Below are 19,485 nucleotides of genomic sequence, written 5' to 3' on the forward strand. Positions count from 1 at the left end.
CGCGGGCACGGTCGGCGTCGGGGGCGTCACGACGACCCCCGCCGCGCCCGGGCGGCGTCGAGTCCTGCCTGTGCGACGGCGGCGGCCGCGTCGCGGTGCCCGACCTGACGGGCGCCCTGCGACATCACCGCAAGGCGGTCGGGGTCGCCGAGGAGACCGGGCACGGTGTCGGCGACCCACTGCGCGGTCAGGTCCGCGTCGTCGAGCAACACACCGCCACCGGCCTCGACGACGGGCAGCGCGTTGAGACGCTGCTCGCCGTTGCCGTGGGGCAACGGCACGTAGACGGCGGGCAGACCGGTGGCGGAGATCTCGGCGACGGTCATCGCGCCGGACCGGCAGATCACGAGATCGGCTGCGGCGTAGGCGAGATCCATGCGTTTGAGATAGCCGACCGAGACGTACGGGGGCGCCCCGGGCGGCGACGACGGTGCCACGGTGTTCTTCGGACCGTGCGCGTGCAGTACGCCGATCCCGGCTCGACCGAGTGCGTCGGCGGAGTCGGCGACCGCCTCGTTGATGGTGCGCGCGCCCTGCGATCCACCGAAGGCGAGCAGGGTCGGCGCATCGGGGTCGAGTCCGAAGTAGTGACGGGCCTGGGCGCGGGTGGCGGCACGGTCGAGGCTCGCCAGGGATCCACGCACGGGGATGCCGACCACCTCGGCGTCGAGGCCGGAGCCGTCGACGGCGGCGAGGACCCGGTCGGCGAAACGCGCACCGACCTTGTTGGCGATGCCTGCGCTGGCGTTCGCCTCGTGGATCACCACCGGGATCCGCGAGCGACGCAGGACGTGTCCCCGCGCGGCGAGGTACGCCGGCAGCGCCACGTACCCGCCGAAGCCGATGACCACGTCGGCGTCGACGGCGGCGAGGATGCGTCGGGTGGCGCGCACCGACGACCGCAGACGCAGCGGGACCGAGAACAGGTCGCGATTGACCTTCCGCGGCAGCGGGACCGGCGGGATCATCTCGAGGGTGTAGCCGCGGTCGGGCACGAGGGTGCGTTCCAGCCCACGCGGTGTCCCCAGGGCGGTGATGCGTGCGTCGGGCTCGATCGCCCGGATCGCGTCGGCCACGGCCAGGGCCGGCTCGATGTGGCCGGCGGTGCCACCCCCGGCCACCACGACCGAGATCGGCCCGTCGCGGTCGGTGCGGCTCACCGGCGGTACCTCGGGCTCACGGTGCCGTCGTGACGCGATGCGCGGGCCGTCGGCATCGCCTCCGGGTAGGTGCGGTAGCGCACGCGCGGGGCCGAACGGCCCTGTCCCCCGGTGTCGTATCGGCGTGGACGTAAGGCGTCGTGGGCGTCGGCCCCGTACCACTCGGGGGCGTATCGGGTGCTCGGGTGCTCCGCGCGTGCCGGGACGCTACGGCCCGACCGTGCGCCGCGGCGACCGGTGGGTTCGGGATGGGGTGCGGAGGCACCGAACCCGAAGTAGGCGGCCGGCCCGCGGCGGGCGGTGCGGCGGTCGGAGGTGCGGGGATCGGTCGCGGCGGTGCGGACTCGCGGGGGTGCGGTGCGCGACGGCAGACCCGACGGATCGGCCAGGCGGTCGCGGCGCGCGCGCCAGGCCTGGACGCGCGGGGGCGCGTACGACTCGGGTTGCGGCAGGCGCAGGAACCGGCCGATGCGTCCGTCACCTCCCGCGGCGAGCGCGGCGACGGCCTCGGGTTCGTGGCGCGCGGCGTTCGCGAGCAGGCCCAACATCACCAGGACGGTGAACGTCGACGTACCTCCGGCCGACAGCAGGGGCAGCTGGATACCGGTGACCGGGAGCAGGCCGATGACGTAGCCGATGTTGATCAGTGCCTGGGCGCTGATGAGCACGGTGATGGTCGCGGTCATCATCCGCAGGAAGGGGTCGACGGCCCGCAGCGCGATGCGCAGTCCGACGAAGGCCAGCAGGACGAACAGTCCGATGACCAGCAACCCGCCCAGCAGGCCCAGTTCCTCGCCGATGATCGCGAAGATGAAGTCGTTGTGGGCGTTGGGCAGATAGTTCCACTTCGCGCGGCTCTGACCGAGACCCTGACCGAACAGGCCGCCGTTGGCGAGCGCGTACCGGGCCTGACGCGCCTGGTATCCCGCACCCTGCGGGTCGTCGATGTTGCCCAGGAAGCTCTGCACGCGCTCGGAACGGTATCCCTCGACCATCGCGAGCACGATCGCCATGGCCGCGCCGGAGACCACGAAGATCGCGAAGACCTTGAGGTGTAGGCCGGCGAACCACAGCAGGGTGCCGACGATGATGGCGATGGTGATGGTCGTCGAGAGGTTGGGCTCGAGGATGATCAGCGTGCAGATGAGCATCGCGACCGGCACCAGCGGGACCAGCAACTCCTTGAGCGACGCGTGGTCACGCAACCGCGCGGAGAGCAGGTGGGCCCCCCACACGCAGAGGGCCAGCTTCACGAGTTCGGAGGGCTGGATCGAGAGGCCGCCGACCACGAACCAGCGCTGCGCGCCCTGGCTCTCGGTGCCGACGCCCGGGATGAGGACCAACGCGAGCAGCAGCGTGGTCACGAAGATCGACGGCACCGCGAGGCGACGCATGAACCGCACCGGGATGCGCAGTGCGACATAGAACAGCACCGTGCCGAGGATCGCGAACACCACCTGGGTGGTGAACAGGCCGTAGGCCGAGCCGCTCTTGGAGTAACCCTCCACCGACGACGCCGAGAGGACCATCACCAGGCCGAACACGGTGAGGATCACCGTGAGCGTCACGATCAGGTGGAACGACGCGAGCGGCCTGCGCAGGACGGCGTCGATGACGCCGCGCGGGCCGTCCCACCACGCTCCGGCGCGGCGTACGCCGTCGGACGCGGCGGTCACGGGCGTACCGACGAGTCGCTCGGGCCCGCCGGGGTGGCACCGATCGCGACGGCGGCCCGCGCGAAGGAGTCACCGCGCACCCCGTAGCCGGCGAACATGTCGAGGGAGGCCGCGGCCGGGGCGAGCAACACGGCATCGGGCCGGCCACCGGCGGCGCGGTCGGACTCGATCATCGACCAGGCCGCGACGAGAGCCGCACCCATCACGCGGTCGGCCGCGGGCGCCTCGTCGCTGCGTCGCGTGTCGGCCTCGTGGGCCGAGCGGGCGGCGGCACGGGCGGCCTCGACGCCGTCGGACGGGGCGGTCGCGAGGCCGTCGACGGCGGGTGGCGCGAGCGGCGTGGCTGTCACCCGGCCATCGTCCCCTGTGAACAGTGTGACTGTTGGGATTGCAGGGGCGTGTCGCGCAATCGCCGACGCCACCAGCTCGCGGTCGGTACCGATCGCCACCACACCGGCCAGTCGATCGGCCGTCGCGGCGAACAGATCGTCGACCGCGGCACCCTTCAGCAGTCCGCCGGCCACCAGGACCACACGCTCGTGCGCGTCGATCGACGCGTGCGCCGCGTGGGGGTTCGTCGCCTTCGAGTCGTCGACGAACGCCACCCCGTCGAGCGTGGCGACGGTCTCACCCCGGTGACGGCCCGGGACGAAACCGGCGAGCCCGACCGCGACGGCATCGATGTCGACGCCCACGGCCAGACACAGCGCTGCGGCCGCGGCGGCGTCGACGATCCCCGACGGACCGGCCGGGCGGATGTCGTCGATGGGCAGGATGGTGCGCGGCGACTCCCCCGGCGCGGTGAACGCGCGGTCGGTGAGGACACCGGCCTCGACACCGATGTCGTCGCCGATCGGAGCGCCGACGCGCACGCCGATCGTGCGGGCGCCCGGCGTCGTGGCCGACAGTGCGCCCGCGACGGGGTCGTCGGCGCCGACCACCGCGATCGGTCCGCGCAGGGCGCCGACCTTCGCCGTGACGTAGGCATCCATCGAGCCGTGCCAGTCGAGGTGGTCCTCGGCGATGTTGAGCACGACACCGGCGTCGGGGACCACCGACGGCGCCCAGTGCAACTGGAACGACGACATCTCGACGGCGAGGATCTCGACCCGCGGTGTGCGGGTGAGGGCGTCGAGCACCGGCAACCCGATGTTGCCGCAGGCGGCCACCGTGTGCGGCGACGCCTCGACGATGGCCTCGACCATCGAGGTGGTGGTGGTCTTGCCGTTGGTCCCGGTGATGACCACCCAGGTCCGTCGTGGGCCGAGGAGTCCGGATGCGTCCACGCGCCAGGCGAGTTCGACCTCACCCCAGATCGGGATCCGCACGGCGCGGGCGGCGAGCACCAGCGGTGAGTCGGGCCGGAACCCCGGCGACACGACCAGGAGGTCGGCCTGCAGGTCGGCGACCGCGGCGTCGACGCTCACCACCGCGACACCGGCGTCGGCGAGGGCCGCACCTGCCGCGGGTCGGCCGTCGGCGACGGTCACCACCGCGCCGTGTGCGGCGAGGAACCGGGCGGCCGACGCGCCCGCGGTCCCGGCTCCGGCGACGACGACCCGCAGACCGGGGAGATCGGGCAGCGTCGCGGGAGCAGCGGCGCCTCCTCGGCTCACCTCACCCACCGTTGGACGTCAGGAACTCGCTGTAGAAGAGCGACAGGCCCAGCGCGCACGCGATCGCGGTCAGCAGCCAGAACCGGATGATGACCGTGGTCTCCGCCCAGCCACCGAGCTCGAAGTGGTGGTGGAAGGGCGCCATGCGGAACACCCGTCGCCCGGTGGTGCGGAAGAACGCGATCTGCATGACCACCGAGACGATCTCGGCGACGAAGAGCGCGCCGACCACGACCATGAGCAGCTCGGTGCGGGTGGTGATCGACAGCCCCGCGAGCATGCCGCCCAGCGCCAGCGAGCCGGTGTCACCCATGAAGATCTTCGCCGGTGCGGCGTTCCACCACAGGAAGCCCAGGCACGCGCCACCACCGGCCACCGCGATCAGCGCGAGGTCGAGGGGGTCGCGCACGTTGTAACAGCCCGCGCTGACCTCTGTGCCCGCCTTCGGGCCACCCGAGCATGCGTTGCGGTACTGCCAGAAGGTGACGAGCACATAGGAGCCGAGGACCATCGCCATCGAACCGGCGGCCAGACCATCGAGACCGTCGGTGAAGTTGACCGCGTTCGACCACGCGGCGACGACGAGCCAGCAGAAGATGACGAAGGCGACCGAGCCGAGGGTGACCGCGTTGATGTCGCGGACGTACGACAGCTTCACGCTCGCCGGCGCGTCACCGTTGCCGTTGCGGAACTGCAGGGCCAGCACGCCGAACAGCAGTGCGGCGACGAGCTGCCCGACCGATTTGGCGGTCTTGTTGAGGCCGAGGTTGCGTTGCTTGCGGATCTTGATGAAGTCGTCGAGGAACCCGACGCCACCGAGGACGGTCGCGAGCGAGAGCACCAGGATCCCCGAGGCACTCGGACCCTGACCGCCGTTGATGAGACCGGTGAGGTGCGACGCCCAGTAGCCGGCCCAGAGGGCGGCGATGATGGCGACGCCACCCATCGACGGGGTGCCGCGCTTGGTCTGGTGGCTCTGGGGACCCTCGACGCGGATCTCCTGCCCGAAACCCTGGCGCGAGAACACCCGGATGAGCACCGGGGTCAGCAGGATCGACACCGCGAGCGCGACCGCGCCGGCTATCAGGATCTGCGTCACCTTCTCGTCTCCGTCCGGGGTCGTATCGAGGGCAGTGTCTCTGGCGGGTGGGTCAGCGTTCGGTCCCGTCCGGGGACTCCACGAGTGTGGCCACACACCGTTGGTCATCCAACAGGTTGCGCGTGACCGCCGACAAATCGGATCCGTCGCCCGCGACGAGCACCACGTCGCCGTCGCCGATCTCGGCCACCAGCATCTCCACCGCGGCGTCGGCGTCGGCGACCATCCGCGCCTCGTCGCCCCACGAACCCTCCATCACCGCTCCCTGATGCAACGCGCGGACGACACGGGTCTCGCCGACCGCGATCACGACGTCGACGGCGAGTCGCACGGCCAGCCGACCCACCCGATCGTGGGCGACGGCACGGTCGTTGTCGGGTTCGGGGCCGTTCCATTCCCCGAGCACGGCCCAGCTACGACCGCCGCCCGCGTCGCGGCCTCCCCCGCGGGCGGTCTGCACCAGCGTCCGCAGCGCGTCGCGCACGCGGTTCGTCGCCTCGTCGGTGCCCGACACCGCCGTCGTCGGGGCGCCGGCGAGGTCGATCACGCGGATGTGGGGGGTCATGTCGTCTCCTGACGGTCGGCGAGGGCCCGCCGCACCACGTCGCGGTCGTCGAAGGGGTGCTTCACGCCGGCGATCTCCTGCCCGCTCTCGTGGCCCTTGCCCGCGACGAGGACGGTGTCGCCGGCCCGCGCCCACGCGACCGCGTGGGCGATCGCGGCCGCTCGGTCACCGATCTCGACGATCGGCTCCGATCCGGTCGGTCGTTCGCCCCGCGCCACCTTCTCTGCGCCGGCTCGCACCTCGGCGCGGATGGCGGCGGGGTCCTCGTCGCGGGGGTTGTCGTCGGTCACGATCACCAGGTGGGCGCCCCGGGCGGCGGCCTCCCCCATCAGCGGACGTTTGCCTGTGTCGCGGTTGCCGCCGGCACCGACCACGACCGCGAGTCGACCGCTGGTCTGTCCCCGCAGGGTCGCGATGACCGCCTCGACGGCGGCGGGCTTGTGGGCGTAGTCGACGACGGCGAGGAAGTCCTGGCCCTCGTCGACCAGCTCGACACGACCCGGGACCGCGACCCCGGCGATGCCCGCGACGGCGTCGGTGATCGACACCCCGGCGGCGTCGGCGATGGCCAGCGCGATCAGGGCGTTGGCGACGTTGTACCGACCGGGAAGGGGCACCCGCAGGGTGTGTGGTGTGCCCTGGGGGTCGCGGACGGTGACGACCTGCGACCCGTCGTCGCGCAGCCGGGACGGTCCGGCGTACCAGTCGGCCGAGCTGTGGCGTGTCGACACGGTGACCACGCCGTGACCGACGATCTCCGACATCCTGGCGCCCCACTCGTCGTCGACGCAGACAACCGAGCGGTGGGCGTGCTCGGGCGAATCAGGCCGGAACAGACGAGCTTTCGCCTCGAAGTAGTCGACCATCGTGGGGTGGAAGTCGAGGTGGTCCTGCGAGAGATTCGTGAAACCGCCGATGGCGAAGGAACTCCCGCGGACCCGGCCGAGCTCGAGGGCGTGGCTCGACACCTCCATCACCACGGTGTCGACACCCTGTTCGCACATCGCGGCGAGCATCCCCTGCAGCGCGGGCGCCTCGGGGGTGGTGAGCGAACTGTCCTGGCGCACACCGGCGACGCGTGTCTCGACGGTGCCGATGAGTCCCACGGTCTGACCCGCGGCCATCAGGGCGGCCTCGGTGAGATAGCTCGAGGTGGTCTTGCCGGAGGTCCCGGTGATACCGATCAGACGCAGTCGCAGCGACGGGTTCCCGTACACGCGGGCGCTGAGGTCACCGAGGACGCTGCGCGGATCGGGATGGACGAGCAGTACGAACGACGGCGTCGGCGTGTCCGCGGCGGCCATCGCCTCGGTGACGAGCGCGGCACCGGCGGAGTCGGTGAGCACGGCCGCGGCGCCTGCGGAGATGGCCTGGGCGGCGAACTGCGCTCCGTGGGCGCGCGCGCCGGGCAGGGCCGCGAACAGATCTCCCGGGCGGGTGTCCTGTGCACGCAGGGTCACTCCGGTGACGCCGACGTCCGGTGACGCCGACCCGACGAGATCGATACGGGCGCCCGACGCGGCGGCCAGCGTGTCGACCCCGCAGGGTTCCACCCGGCCCGGTCGGGTCGGGTCGGCGGGCGCCGGGATCGGTTGCGGGTGTCGCGTCCCCGATTCGGTCATCGCGCACCCCTCTCGTTCGCCTCGTTCGCGGCGGGCGTCCCCGCACGAGTCCTGCTGTTCGGTCGAGCGACCGCCCGGCAGATCACCCTACGCGGCGTCGGTCCGGGTCCGGATCGTCGGCGACGGCGCGCCGGAGGTCAGACCGCCTGCAGGATCATCTTCGGTGTCGGGCTCGTCGAGAGCGGGACGCGGTCGCGCTGCAGCATCCACGCGGCGATGCTCTCGAACAGCGGTGCGGCCGACTGGCCACCCGATCCGTCGGTGCTCCGGGTCGGGCGGTCGAGCATGATGCCGACGACGAAGCGCGGGTTGTCGGCAGGCGTGATGCCCGCGAAAGTGATGTTGTAGTTCGAGTTGGAGTAACACCCGCAGTTGGGGTCCACCTGCTGTGCGGTACCCGTCTTCGCGCTGACCTGATATCCCGGTACCGCACCCTTCGATCCGGTGCCCTGCTGTTCACCGGTCGGATCCGACTGCACGATGGCACGGAACATGTTGCGCACGGTGGTCGCCGTCTGCGGGCTGACCACGCGTACACCCGCCGGCGGATCGGCGGCGTCGTCGCCGGTGGACTTGATGATCCGCGGGGCGACACGCAGCCCGTCGTTGGCGATCGTCTGGTACATGCTCGTCATCTGCAGCAGCGTCATCGAGAGGCCCTGTCCGATGGGGAGGTTGGCGAACGTACCCCCCGACCACTGGCTGCGGGCGGGAACGTCGCCCGCGCTCTCGCCGGGCAGGCCGACCTGCGTCCGCTGGCCGAGACCGAAGCGCTGCAACATGTTCGCGAACCGGTCCTGACCGACCTGCTTGGCCAGCATCAGCGTCCCGACGTTCGAGGACTTCCCGAAGATGCCGGTGGTGGTGTACGGCGCGACGCCGTGCACCCACGCGTCGCGCACGGTCACCCCGGCCAGATCGATGCTGCCCGGCACCTGGTGCACCTGCGTGGGATCGGTCAACCCGTATTCGATGGCCGCCGAAGCGGTCACGAGCTTGTTCACCGAACCCGGTTCGAACGGCGACGTCACCGGCAGGTCGCCCAACTGGGCGCTGCCCTGTTCGGCCAGCGGCTTCGCGGGGTTGAAGGTGTTGTCGTTGGCCATCGCGATCACCTCTCCGGTCTTGGCGTCGAGCACCACCGCCGAGGCGTTGCGGGCACCGGAGAGCTCCTTGGCCTTCTGCACCTGGTTCTGCACGAACCACTGCACGTCGGAGTCGATGGTCAGCTCGACGGTCTTGCCGTTCTCGGCCGGGTGCACGTTGCGGGTGCTGCCGGGGATCACCGCACCGTCGGAGCCGCGGTCGTAGGTCTGTGAACCGTCGGTGCCCGCGAGCGCCGAGTCCATCGACGACTCCAGGCCGATCAGCCCGTTGCCGTCGAAGTCGACGTCGCCCACGATGTTCGCGGCGAGCGGGCCCCCGGGGTAGAGACGGATGTCCTGCCGTTCGGCACCGACCTCCGGGAACTCGTCGGTGATCTTTCCCGCCACCTCGGGGCTGACCGACCGCGCGAGGTAGACGAAAGGCTCGGAGCTGGCCAACTGCTGCTGGAGCGACTCCTGCGACACCGCGCCGCCGAGGAGATCGTGGACCCCGGAGGCGATCTGGCGGATCCGGGTCGCCGAGTCCGGCACCGACGGATCCTTGGCGTGGGCGGCGTCGATCGCCGCGCGCTCACGCACCGGCTGGAACGTAAGGGCTCGCGCCTCGTCGGTGTAGGCGATCGGCTTGCCGTTGCGGTCGACGATGGCGCCCCGCTTGGCGGGCAACGTCTCGACCACGGCGCGCTGGTCGGCGGCCTGCGCCGACAGCGACGACGACTCGACCGTCTGCAACATCAACAGCTTTCCGGCGACCAACGCGACGGCGAGACCCATCACCAATGCACCGAGACGCGTTCGGGTGATGAACTGCCGCGCCCCGTCGCCGCGCGCGGTGACGCCGGCGTCGTCGCGGATACCCGCCGAGTACGCGCGGCGGGGCCGTGCCCGTGAGTCGGCACGGTTGGCCGCTCCGGACGCCGACTTGCGCGCGGCGGCCGGTGGTCGTCGTCGCTTGTCGGCGCTCATCGGCGACCGCGATCACTCGACGCGATCACACCGGGACATGGCGCGTCGTCGACGCACATGCGAGAAGCTGACATGACCCAATTCTCCACTGTGTGAACGATTTCGGCCCGCATCACCATCGGCGTGGCGCGGTCGCGATCAGCGCGGGGTCTGCGAATCGGCCGAACCGGGCGCGGTCTGCACGGACCCCGACGGGGTGGTACCCGTTCGCGGCGCGCCCGAATTCGTGGACGGTGCAGCCGATCCCGAGGGCGCCGGATCGGCGGTGGGGTTCGGGGCCGTGGTGTTCGGAGCCGTCGCGCTCCCGGAGGCGCCCGGCAACACGTTCGAGGCCATCGGTTCGTCGGCCGCAGCTCCCGGCACCCCTGCCGACGCAGGGAGCGACGCGGTGTTGCCGGCGGTGGACGAACCCGGTTGCGGGGTCACGGCGGTGGGCCGACCGGCGTTCATCGACGGTGCCGCGGTCCCGGTGGCAGGCGCGATCTCGCCCTCGACACGGGTGCGACCGTCGGGTGCGACGACGAGACGTGGCACGTTGCTCGCCGGGATCATCCCCAATGCGGTTGCCTTGTCGGACAGTTCGGGTGCCGAGTCACCGGACTCGAAGGACTTCTTCAGGGCGTCCCGGCGGTCGATCAGCGTCTGGTTCTCCTGGCGTTTCGCGGAGAGTTCGTAGGACGTCTGTGCGGCGGTCGTCGACAGCCACAACGTGAGACCGAGACCGACGGCGAGGATCGCGACGACCAGCACGGCGAACGGCATCCGCCGCAACAGATCTGCCGGCGATGCGACGATACGGGCGAGGACGCCACCGGTCGGTCGTTCGCGGCGGTCGACGAGAGTGGTCGTCGACCGCTGGGTCGCCCGACGACGGCGGCGATCGATGGCACGCTGCGCGGCCGGAGACCGGTTCTCCCGCGGCCGGTCGGCGACACCGGTGCGATCGCGACGACGCCGCGTCCCCGATGCCGATCCGCCCGCCTCGTCGAGATCGGGATCCCAGTCGGTGTCCGTCGCATCGGAGTTCGGCGAACCGCTGTGGGCCGCATCGGTGTCGGGCGCCCCGGCGACGAACGCGCCTCGGTCTGCCACGGTCATCGCCGTACCTCCATCGTCACGACATCCGTCGCCGTCTCGTTCATCTCGTGCGTCGTGCGTGCGTCCTCGGGCACCCGGGTCGCGCTCATCGGGGGGCCAGTCGTTCGATCGCGCGGAGTCGAACCGGAGCCGACCGCGGGTTCGACGCGATCTCGGTCTCGTCGGCACGCTCGGCCCCGCGGGTGACCAGCCGGTACTCGGGCGCGGTGCCGGGGAGGTCGAACGGCAGTCCGGGCGGCGTCGTCGAGGTCACCCGATGTGCGAACTCCCGCTTGACGATGCGGTCCTCGAGCGACTGGTAGCTCATCACCACCAGACGGCCACCCACGGCGAGGTGGTCGACGGCCGCGGGGATCGCCAGCTGCAGCGATTCCATCTCGCGGTTGACCTCGATGCGCAGCGCCTGGAAGGTGCGCTTGGCCGGGTGGCCACCGGTCCGACGGGTGGCCGCGGGGATCGCCCGATAGAGCAGCTCCACCAGTCGGGCGCTGGTGTCGAAGGGTTGGTGCTCCCGCTCACGGAGGACGGCCGAGGCGATCTTGCCCGCGAATCGTTCCTCGCCGTATTCCGACAGCACACGGGCGATCTCGCCGTGGGAGTAGGTGTTGAGGATGTCGGCGGCGGTCAGCGTGTCGTTGTCGTTCATCCGCATGTCGAGCGGGGCGTCGACGGAGTACGCGAATCCGCGATCGTGCTGGTCGAGCTGCATCGACGAGACGCCGAGGTCGAACAGGGCCGCGTCGTATCGGGTTCGACCGCTGTCGGTGAGGACATCGGCGATCTCGTCGTAACGTCGCCGGACGATGGTGACGCGATCGGCGAAGGGCGCCAACCGCTCCGACGCCGACGACACGGCGTTGCCGTCGCGATCGATGGCGATGATCGCGACGCCGGGGAACCGCTGCGCGACGAGTTCACTGTGGCCGCCGGCACCCAGTGTCGCATCGACGAACGTGGCGCCGGTGCCGTCGGGGGCGGTGTGCGTGAGGGCGGGAGCGATGAGGTCGATCATCCGGTCCGCCATCACCGGTATGTGACCGTGTTCGCCCGACTTGTGCTCCACCGGAGGCCTTTCGGAGTGGCTGCGCACTGCGGTGCGGGTCGATCGGACCGGTCGCCGGCAGCACGACATGACGTCGTGCTGTCGGCGCGGCCGGGAGGTCGCTGCGGTGAGTACGGGTCCCTGCCCGATGACGGACCTGGCGCTGGGGAAGTGCGCCAGGGACGTCTCGGGCAGAGGCCTGAACTCGCCGAGGCGAACCGGGCCGTGCGGTCCCGCCGAGGTCCTCCGGCGGCGGGACCCGGTGATCACAGGATGTTCTCCAGGGACGGGTTGTCGGCACGCGAGAAGCTCTCCTCGTGCTGGGACTCGTACTGCTCCCAGGCCTGGGCATCCCAGATCTCGACGTAGTCGTAGTTGCCGATCACCGCGCATTCCTTGGTGAGGCCTGCGTAGGTCCGGTGCTTGGACGACAGGGTGATCCGTCCCTGTGCGTCCGGCACCATCTCCTCGGTGCTGGAGTTGAGATGACGCTGATACATCCGCGCCTTCTCGTCCACCTTGGACGCCGCGGCGGCTCGTTTCGCCCGCTCCACGAAGTCCTCGGGCAGGTAGATCGCGAGGCTGTGGTCCTGACCGCGAGTGACCATCATCCCTCCTGCCAACTGCTCTCGAAACTTCGCGGGAAGCGTGAGCCGCCCTTTGTCGTCCAACTTGTGCAGGTGTGTGCCGAGGAACATGTTCTCCCCACACCTCCTGCCGGGCGGAGTCGCGAGTCCGGCACTCTTTCCTCCGTGCACCACAGTACCCCACTTCGCCCCACTTTCCACCCCCAGATGAGCAGTGAGTTCGGACCGGAGTACAAAACAGCACGTCAACGATAGGAAAAGTGGTGGGGCGACCGGACGCCCGTCGGTCGATGCCGATTCAGTCGACCTGGGCTTTCGTCATCAGAGAATGCCCACATCAGCCGCTGAGCGCCTGTGGGCGAGCGCGGTGGAGGAAAGTGGGGATCGGTGGATACGCGGGGGACGCGGTGCCGGACCGGCCGGCGATCACCCCGAGAACGACGAAACCGCGCACCGGGAATCGGTGCGCGGTCTCGTGTGTGAGGTCAGTGCGGGACTGTCGAGGCCCCGCAGAGGATCATTCCTGTTCGAACCGTCGGTTGAAGCGCTCTTCCATCCGCTCACTGAACGAGCGTGAGCCGTTGCCCCGCGGACGACGTCCCGTCGAGGACTCCGAGGTGGCTCCCGACGCCGGCGGCACGGACGAGCCGATGCCCCACAACGCGATGAGCCCGGCGGCGAACATGACGAGGAATCCGACGAGGCTGAGGATCGGGAACCCGCCGACCGTGACGTCGACGACCAGTCCGCCGATCAGCAACAGCAACCCCACGACGAACAGAACCGCGGCCTGCAGACGTTTACGCGTGGTCGACCCGCCGCGTACCCGCCGACGCCGGACATTCGACGCGAACTTGGGATCTTCGGCGTACAGCGCGTTCTCGATCTGTTCGAGCATTCGCTGCTCGTGCTCCGAGAGTGGCACCGCCCCTCCTTACAGCACTTCGGTCCGGTGACCGGACGGTGTCCAACGCATACCCGCGGCAGGTGTGTCGGGGTCGGTGGGCTCGTGTCGCGAGCCCTGGTGTCGATGATACGAGGTGATCGAGAAACCGACCACCATTACCCGGCTGAGAGTTCGGTCAGAGTCGCCGACCGGTGGCCTGCGGTCACCCGCGTCCCGTGCTCGAAGGCGACGACCTGCGCCCGCACGTCCTCCAGGAAGTCGGCGAGACGGGTCCGGGTGGCCTGCACACTCCGGGGATCGACATCGCGGACGACGCCCAGTTCGATGTCGGCTCGCAGACGCGAGAGCCCCGCGAAGTAGGTGGCCCAGGTGGTGAGCTCCGGCAGGGCCCGCGGCAGGCGCGCCCAGGCGCTGACCGGGCCCCGACGTGGGCGGGCGGTGGATTTCTCCCCGACCACCAGGGCGGCACCGGCCGCACGCAGGGCGGCGAGGTACAGCGCGCGGAGCTGCTCGGTCGGTTCGGGCGAGTCGTCCGCGTGCGCAGCCATGGCCTCGGCGCGACCGAGCAGTTCGCGGGCGCGCAGTGCGAGTCGTGGGTCGACCGTGGTGGTGCGCCGTGTCGTCGTACGTGTCCCGGTCATCGTCACACCCCTCTCGTGGTCTGTCTTCGTGTACCTGTGGAGGTTCAACCTCATCGGACGGATCAGTCATACCGCCGTCCACCGACAACGTGAGCAATGGAACAGCCGTTGCCCACCGGGACCCGGACGGACCGGACGACGATCGGACCGGCCCGGCCGCAGACGCTTCCCTCGTCCACCGCCGGACCGGCCGTCGGTCGTCGGGTCACGATGAGACTCGTCGCGGAGGTTGAGTACTCGAACACCCGTTCGACCTATTCAATATAGCTACCCCCCGACAAGGTCTCAAGAGGAGGCGCAGAACGGTGTCTGTTCGCCTGGTCGGCCTCGTCCCCGACGACGCCGGGGACTGGTTGAACCCCGCTCTCGACGTGTACGTCGAGGCCATGGGATACCCCCGGGGAACCCAGACACACCGCTCCCCGCTGTGGCGCGACCACATGCGACGACCCGGCTGGACCGCGGTCGGCGCCTACCGCTCCCCCGACGACGCGACGGGAGGGACGGCGGGCGGCGGGTCTCTGGTCGGCATCGCCTACGGCTACACCGGCGCGGGCGACCAGTGGTGGCACCAGCAACTCTGCGCGGGACTCCGACACGGCGGCTACACCCGCGAGCAGATCGACGAGATCACGCGCGACTACTTCGAACTGACCGAGCTCCACGTACATCCCCGCCTGCAGGGTCACCGCATCGGCGAGGCGCTGCTCGCGCGACTCCTCGAGGGACGGAGCGAGAGCAGCGTCCTGCTCTCCACACCGGAGGTGCCCGCCGACGACAACCGCGCTTGGCGCCTGTACCGACGGGTCGGTTTCGCCGATCTGCTCCGCCACTTCAGCTTCGCGGGCGATCCGCGACCCTTCGCCGTCCTCGGACGCCGACTACCGATGGGCCCCCATGACGACCAGCAGTGACGCCCGCATCCACGACGCGATCGTGGTGGGTGCCGGTCACAACGGACTCGTCGCGGCGACGTACCTCGCGCAGTCGGGCCTCGACGTGGCCGTCGTCGAACGCGACACCATCCCCGGTGGCGCCGTGTCCACGGTGGCCCGGTTCCCCGGCTACCGGGTCGATCGCGGATCCTCGGCCCACATCATGATCCGGCACACCTCGATCATCGACGACCTCTCGCTCGGGTCGCACGGCCTGCGCTACATCGACTGCGACCCATGGGCGTTCGCGCCGGCCGACGGCGACTCACCGGCGATCGTCTTCCGGACCGACCTCGACGCGACCTGCGTCTCGATCGAGGCCGCGTGCGGCGCACGCGAGGCCGACGCGTACCGACGGTTCGTCGCCGTATGGGGACCGCGGTCGGCGGCGGTCATGCGGATGTTCGCCCACCGCCCCACCGTCGGCGGGTTCGCGCGCTCGTTCTGGGGCATGCCCACCCGCGACGGGGTCACCGGCCGGGCCGCGGGGGCCAATCTCGCCCAGGAGTTCCTCCGCTCCGGAGATGCCCTGCTGGACAGCTGGTTCGACTCCGAGCGCCTCAAGGCCGCACTCGCGTGGTTCGGCGCGCAGTCGGGACCGCCGATGAGTGAGCCGGGTACCGCGCCGATGGTCGGCATCGCAGCGCTGATGCACACCCTGCCGCCCGGGCGCGCGGTCGGCGGCAGCGGCGCGCTCACCGAGGCGCTCGTCTCGGCCCTGGGGTCACACGGCGGCGAACTCGTGCTCGACGCCCCGGTCGAGTCGCTGGCGTGGACCGGCGACCACTGGCGGGTGACGTCGGCGGGCGGTGCGGTGCGCCGCGCGCGATCGGTCGTCGCGGCGTGCCACATCCTCACCACGCTCGACGCGCTCGCCGCCGGCGGTGTCGCCCCCGAGCAGGTGCGCCGGTGGCGGAGCCGGATCGAGGTCGGCCCGGGCATCGGCAGTGCCGTGCGGATCGGTGCCACGGCACTCCCCGACTACCCCGGACTGCCGTCGGACCTCCCCGCCCACGGCGTGCACTCCGGCCTCGGGCTGCTCGTCTCCGACCGGGCCCACCTGGCCGCGGCATACGGCGACGCCCGCGCGGGCCAACTCCCCCGCCGTCCGGCGTTGGTGGCCATGAGCTACTCCGCCATCGATCCGGGACTGGCACCACCGCAACGACACTCGCTCACCCTGTGGTCGCAGTGGCACCCACGTCACCTCGCCGAGAACCGTTCGTGGACCGACCTCGCACACCGGGCCGGTGACGACATCGTCGCCGAGATGGATCGACAGGCCCCCGGCTTCTCGTCCACCATCGAACACGTGCACGTACAGACCCCCGACCGCATCGAGGACGAGCTGGGTCTCGTCGGCGGCAACGTGATGCACGTCGAGATGTCGATGGACCAGATGTTCGCCTTCCGACCCCACCCCGACCTGGGCGGCCACCGGGTGCCCGGGGTACCGGGCCTCTACCTCGCCGGTGCCTCGACTCACCCCGGTGGAGGTGTCAGCGGCATCAGCGGCGCGCTCGCCGCCGACCTCGTGCTCTCCGATCGCGCCGGCCTCGCCGACACCGTGCGCGACGCTGTGGGTTCGGTGTGGACAGCGGTGCGCCGCAGGGCACCGGCGGTCGGCAGGCCGCGGACGTGACCGTCCCGACGGCCGCGCGCGACACCGCCGGGACCGCCCGCGCGGTGTCGCTGACCGCCGTCGCCGCATGGGTGCTCGCGCAGATCGTCTACTCACTCGTCGAGGGATCGGCGCGCGACACCGCGACCATGGTGGTGCTGTGCGCGGGGTCGATCGCGATGATCGTCGACGTCGTCGGACGCCGCGGCGTGGGTCGCGCCGTGGCGATCATCGCGCCGGTGTCGGCCATCGTGTTCGCCGCCGAGGTCGTCGGTACCCGGACCGGATTCCCCTTCGGCGCCTACGGATACGTCACCGACCGCATCGGGCCGGCGGTCGCCGATGTCCCGATCCTCATCACCGCCGCGTGGTTCATGGGCGCGTACGCGGTCTGGCGGGTGGCGGCCTTCGTGCTGCCGACCGCGCGGGCGGGCCGTATCGCGATCGGGGTCGTCGGTCTGGTCAGCTGGGATCTCTACCTCGATCCGCAGATGGTCGCGGCGGGTCTGTGGAGCTGGGACGCCAAGGACGCGGGACTGCCGGGGATGGAGGCCATCCCGCTCACCAACTTCGCCGGGTGGGCGGTGGTCGGACTCGTCGTCATGCTGGTGTTCGAACTGCTCGACCCTCCCGACGCCGCACGGGACGCGACACCGGTCGTCCCCCTGGTGTGGTTGTGGTGGACCTGGGCGGGATCGGCGTTCGCGCAGATCTTCCTCCTCGAGAACGGCGCGCTGCGTTCCGGTGTCGCCTACGGCATCGTCGGCATGGGCGTGCTGGCGGTGCCCGCGGTCGTCGCGGTCGCGGCCTCGCGCCACCGCCCCACCCCCGGCACCACGACACGCACCGACGCACCGCACGCGGCGGGTCGTCGTCGGTGACCCACTCGACCTGGCACGATGTCGTGGTGCCCGTCTCTCCGGTCCTCTCGCCCCACCGTCTCGCGCCGCGATCCCGCACCCGCCGACCCGCGGTGCGCATCGCGGCCGCGCTATTGCTGGTGATCATCGGTTCGTTGTCGTTGACGTCCTGCATGGAACGTTCGCCGTACGTCGGTGACCGTCTGTGGGGCGAACTCGTGATCGCCGCGAAGGCCTCCGGCGACAGCAAGGGACCCCAGATCGAGATCCCGCAGTCGATGGCGGGCAGCGTCGTCGCCGACGCCTATTCCGAGAACGGCATGGTGGGCACCCGCGTCACCTACAGCGCACTTCCGGTCGGACAGTTCAACGAACTGGGCGACCTCCTGCTCGAGGCATACCCGAACAGTCCGGTGAGCATGGACCTCAGCACCAAACGCAACGGCGACGTGGTGCGGTTCCGCGGCTCGACCGACCTCAGCAGCCTGACCGCCGGACAGGACCTGGTCTCGTTGACCGTGCAGTTCGCCGGGCCGATCAGCGCCACCAACGGCAAGCAGTCGTCCGACGACACGGCGACCTGGACACCGGATGCGGGCAAGGTGACCGATCTCAGCGCCGAGGCGAACTACGCCGATCCCGGCACCGCGGCGTTCGGCGACTGGACGTGGCTGCTGGCCGGCATCACGCTCGCGGTCGTGCTGATCGTCGGCGGCGTCGCCTACACCACGCGCGACGCCTCACCCCGCGCCGGCCGAACCTGACGGTGCGGCCGGGGACGGTGGTCGGGTGAGGAGGGTCCGACGGCACCGGCGACCGATGACCGCCACCGACATAGTCCCCCTCGCGCTCGCCGGTTCGGGCCTGGCGATGGCCGCGGTGAACGCCCGGCACGTCCACGCGCTGAGCGCACCGCGGTACCCGGTGGCCGCCCCCGTCGTGGTGCTCGTCCCCGCCCGGGACGAGGCCGATGTGATCGCCCGCGTGATCGCCGATCTGCGTGCCCAGCGCGGTGTGGACGACCTCCGGGTGCGGATCTACGACGACGAGTCGACCGACGGGACCGCCGAGGTCGCCCGACGTGCGATCGACGGCGACGATCGTGTCGTCGTGGTCGACGGGGCACGCACACCGAAGCCCGCGGGCTGGACCGGAAAGGCGTGGGGGCTGCACCGGTTGACCACCGACCTCGCCGACGACCCGCCGAACACGCGGCTGTGTCTCGTCGACGCGGATGTGCGCCTGGCTCCCGACGCCGTCGCCGCGGCGGTCGCGGTGTTCGACGCCCTCGCCGACGCGCCGGGGCCGCCGCCCGGATTGTTGTCGGTGTGGCCCGCCCAGATCGTCGGATCGGCGCTCGAACGACTCGTGCAGCCGCTGCTGTTCTGGTCGTGGTTCTCGATGCTGCCGCAGTCGGTCACCGAGCGGCAGTTGCGGACCTCGACGGCCGTCGCCAACGGGCAGTTCCTCACCACGACGCTCGGCGCCTACCGCGACGTCGGTGGGCACCGTTCGGTGGCCGCGGAGCCGGCCGACGACATCGCACTGGCACGGGTGTTCCGCCGCGCCGGGATGCGCACCGTCAATCGCAGTGGCGGGCACCTGGTGCGGTGTCGGATGTATCGCTCCGGCGATGACCTGTGGGCGGGGTACCGACGCTGGACCGCAACAGAATTCGGTGGCGCACGCGGATCGTGGGCGGTCGTGGCCGCACTGCTGCTGGGTCACGTGGCCCCGGCCGTGCGCGCCGCGATCGGCCCGCGACGCGCGCCTGCGGTGCTCGCGCTCGTGATGGGTGCGGCCGGACGGCTCGTCTCCCGCCGCGTGGAGACCGACGCCCTCACACCGTCGGATGTCCTCGATGCGACGGCACACCCGGTGTCGATGGCGGTCGCGGCCGCACTCATCGCCGATTCGGCCGTGCACACACGCACCGGCCGACTCGAGTGGAAGGGCCGGTCGATCAGCTGACCGGTACCTCGGC

17 protein-coding genes are annotated in these 19,485 nt (G+C 70.9%); 5 read left to right on the forward strand and 12 right to left on the reverse strand.

The window, feature by feature from the left end; translation table 11 throughout:
* Positions 1-26 precede the first annotated feature (26 nt).
* From murG to OG579_RS04330, 12 genes are all read right to left on the reverse strand, one after another.
* Positions 27-1,160, reverse strand: a complete 1,134-nt coding sequence (gene murG, locus OG579_RS04275; protein WP_045823079.1) for an undecaprenyldiphospho-muramoylpentapeptide beta-N-acetylglucosaminyltransferase — start codon at positions 1,158-1,160, stop codon at positions 27-29.
* Positions 1,157-2,836: a putative lipid II flippase FtsW gene (ftsW, locus tag OG579_RS04280; protein ID WP_408068743.1), complete on the reverse strand. Its 1,680-nt coding sequence runs from the start codon at positions 2,834-2,836 to the stop codon at positions 1,157-1,159. Before ftsW ends, murG begins: the two co-directional genes overlap by 4 nt.
* On the reverse strand, positions 2,833-4,461 hold the full coding sequence (murD, locus tag OG579_RS04285) for a UDP-N-acetylmuramoyl-L-alanine--D-glutamate ligase (protein ID WP_408068744.1): 1,629 nt from the start codon (positions 4,459-4,461) through the stop codon (positions 2,833-2,835). The genes ftsW and murD overlap by 4 nt, the downstream gene beginning before the upstream one ends.
* Entirely contained in the window at positions 4,454-5,551 is a 1,098-nt protein-coding gene (gene mraY / locus OG579_RS04290; protein WP_045823080.1) for a phospho-N-acetylmuramoyl-pentapeptide-transferase, read from the reverse strand. Before mraY ends, murD begins: the two co-directional genes overlap by 8 nt.
* Positions 5,552-5,603: 52 nt before the next feature.
* Positions 5,604-6,116, reverse strand: a complete 513-nt coding sequence (locus tag OG579_RS04295) for a glutamate ligase domain-containing protein (RefSeq protein ID WP_328858217.1) — start codon at positions 6,114-6,116, stop codon at positions 5,604-5,606.
* A complete protein-coding gene (locus tag OG579_RS04300; protein WP_045823081.1) occupies positions 6,113-7,738 on the reverse strand; it encodes a UDP-N-acetylmuramoyl-L-alanyl-D-glutamate--2,6-diaminopimelate ligase in 1,626 nt (541 codons plus the stop codon). The genes OG579_RS04295 and OG579_RS04300 overlap by 4 nt, the downstream gene beginning before the upstream one ends.
* Positions 7,739-7,875: 137 nt before the next feature.
* Entirely contained in the window at positions 7,876-9,810 is a 1,935-nt protein-coding gene (locus tag OG579_RS04305) for a peptidoglycan D,D-transpeptidase FtsI family protein (protein WP_408068745.1), read from the reverse strand.
* 138 nt (positions 9,811-9,948) lie between these two features.
* A complete protein-coding gene (locus OG579_RS04310) occupies positions 9,949-10,908 on the reverse strand; it encodes a hypothetical protein (protein ID WP_328858218.1) in 960 nt (319 codons plus the stop codon).
* Positions 10,909-10,993: 85 nt separating this feature from the next.
* Positions 10,994-12,040: a 16S rRNA (cytosine(1402)-N(4))-methyltransferase RsmH gene (gene rsmH / locus OG579_RS04315; RefSeq protein WP_328858219.1), complete on the reverse strand. Its 1,047-nt coding sequence runs from the start codon at positions 12,038-12,040 to the stop codon at positions 10,994-10,996.
* Positions 12,041-12,216: 176 nt separating this feature from the next.
* Positions 12,217-12,648, reverse strand: a complete 432-nt coding sequence (mraZ, locus tag OG579_RS04320; protein ID WP_045823082.1) for a division/cell wall cluster transcriptional repressor MraZ — start codon at positions 12,646-12,648, stop codon at positions 12,217-12,219.
* Between the two features lie 406 nt (positions 12,649-13,054).
* On the reverse strand, positions 13,055-13,462 hold the full coding sequence (locus OG579_RS04325) for a DUF3040 domain-containing protein (protein ID WP_328858220.1): 408 nt from the start codon (positions 13,460-13,462) through the stop codon (positions 13,055-13,057).
* Between the two features lie 137 nt (positions 13,463-13,599).
* Positions 13,600-14,085, reverse strand: a complete 486-nt coding sequence (locus OG579_RS04330; protein ID WP_328858221.1) for an SAV_6107 family HEPN domain-containing protein — start codon at positions 14,083-14,085, stop codon at positions 13,600-13,602.
* Between the two features lie 305 nt (positions 14,086-14,390).
* Here OG579_RS04330 and OG579_RS04335 point away from each other — a divergent pair, with 305 nt between their 5' ends.
* From OG579_RS04335 to OG579_RS04355, 5 genes are read left to right on the forward strand one after another with little or no spacing between them, the layout of a single operon-like run.
* Entirely contained in the window at positions 14,391-14,999 is a 609-nt protein-coding gene (locus OG579_RS04335; RefSeq protein ID WP_045823085.1) for a GNAT family N-acetyltransferase, read from the forward strand.
* A complete protein-coding gene (locus OG579_RS04340; protein WP_328858222.1) occupies positions 14,983-16,662 on the forward strand; it encodes a phytoene desaturase family protein in 1,680 nt (559 codons plus the stop codon). The genes OG579_RS04335 and OG579_RS04340 overlap by 17 nt, the downstream gene beginning before the upstream one ends.
* Positions 16,659-17,522 (forward strand): carotenoid biosynthesis protein, encoded by an 864-nt coding sequence (locus OG579_RS04345; RefSeq protein WP_328858223.1) that lies wholly within the window; start codon positions 16,659-16,661, stop codon positions 17,520-17,522. Before OG579_RS04340 ends, OG579_RS04345 begins: the two co-directional genes overlap by 4 nt.
* Positions 17,523-17,548: 26 nt before the next feature.
* Positions 17,549-18,265 (forward strand): LppM family (lipo)protein, encoded by a 717-nt coding sequence (locus tag OG579_RS04350; protein ID WP_328858224.1) that lies wholly within the window; start codon positions 17,549-17,551, stop codon positions 18,263-18,265.
* Positions 18,266-18,320: 55 nt separating this feature from the next.
* Positions 18,321-19,472, forward strand: a complete 1,152-nt coding sequence (locus OG579_RS04355; protein ID WP_328858225.1) for a glycosyltransferase — start codon at positions 18,321-18,323, stop codon at positions 19,470-19,472.
* Positions 19,473-19,485: the final 13 nt, after the last annotated feature.

This window comes from Williamsia herbipolensis (genome assembly GCF_036153515.1).
Lineage (GTDB): Bacteria > Actinomycetota > Actinomycetes > Mycobacteriales > Mycobacteriaceae > Williamsia_A > Williamsia_A herbipolensis.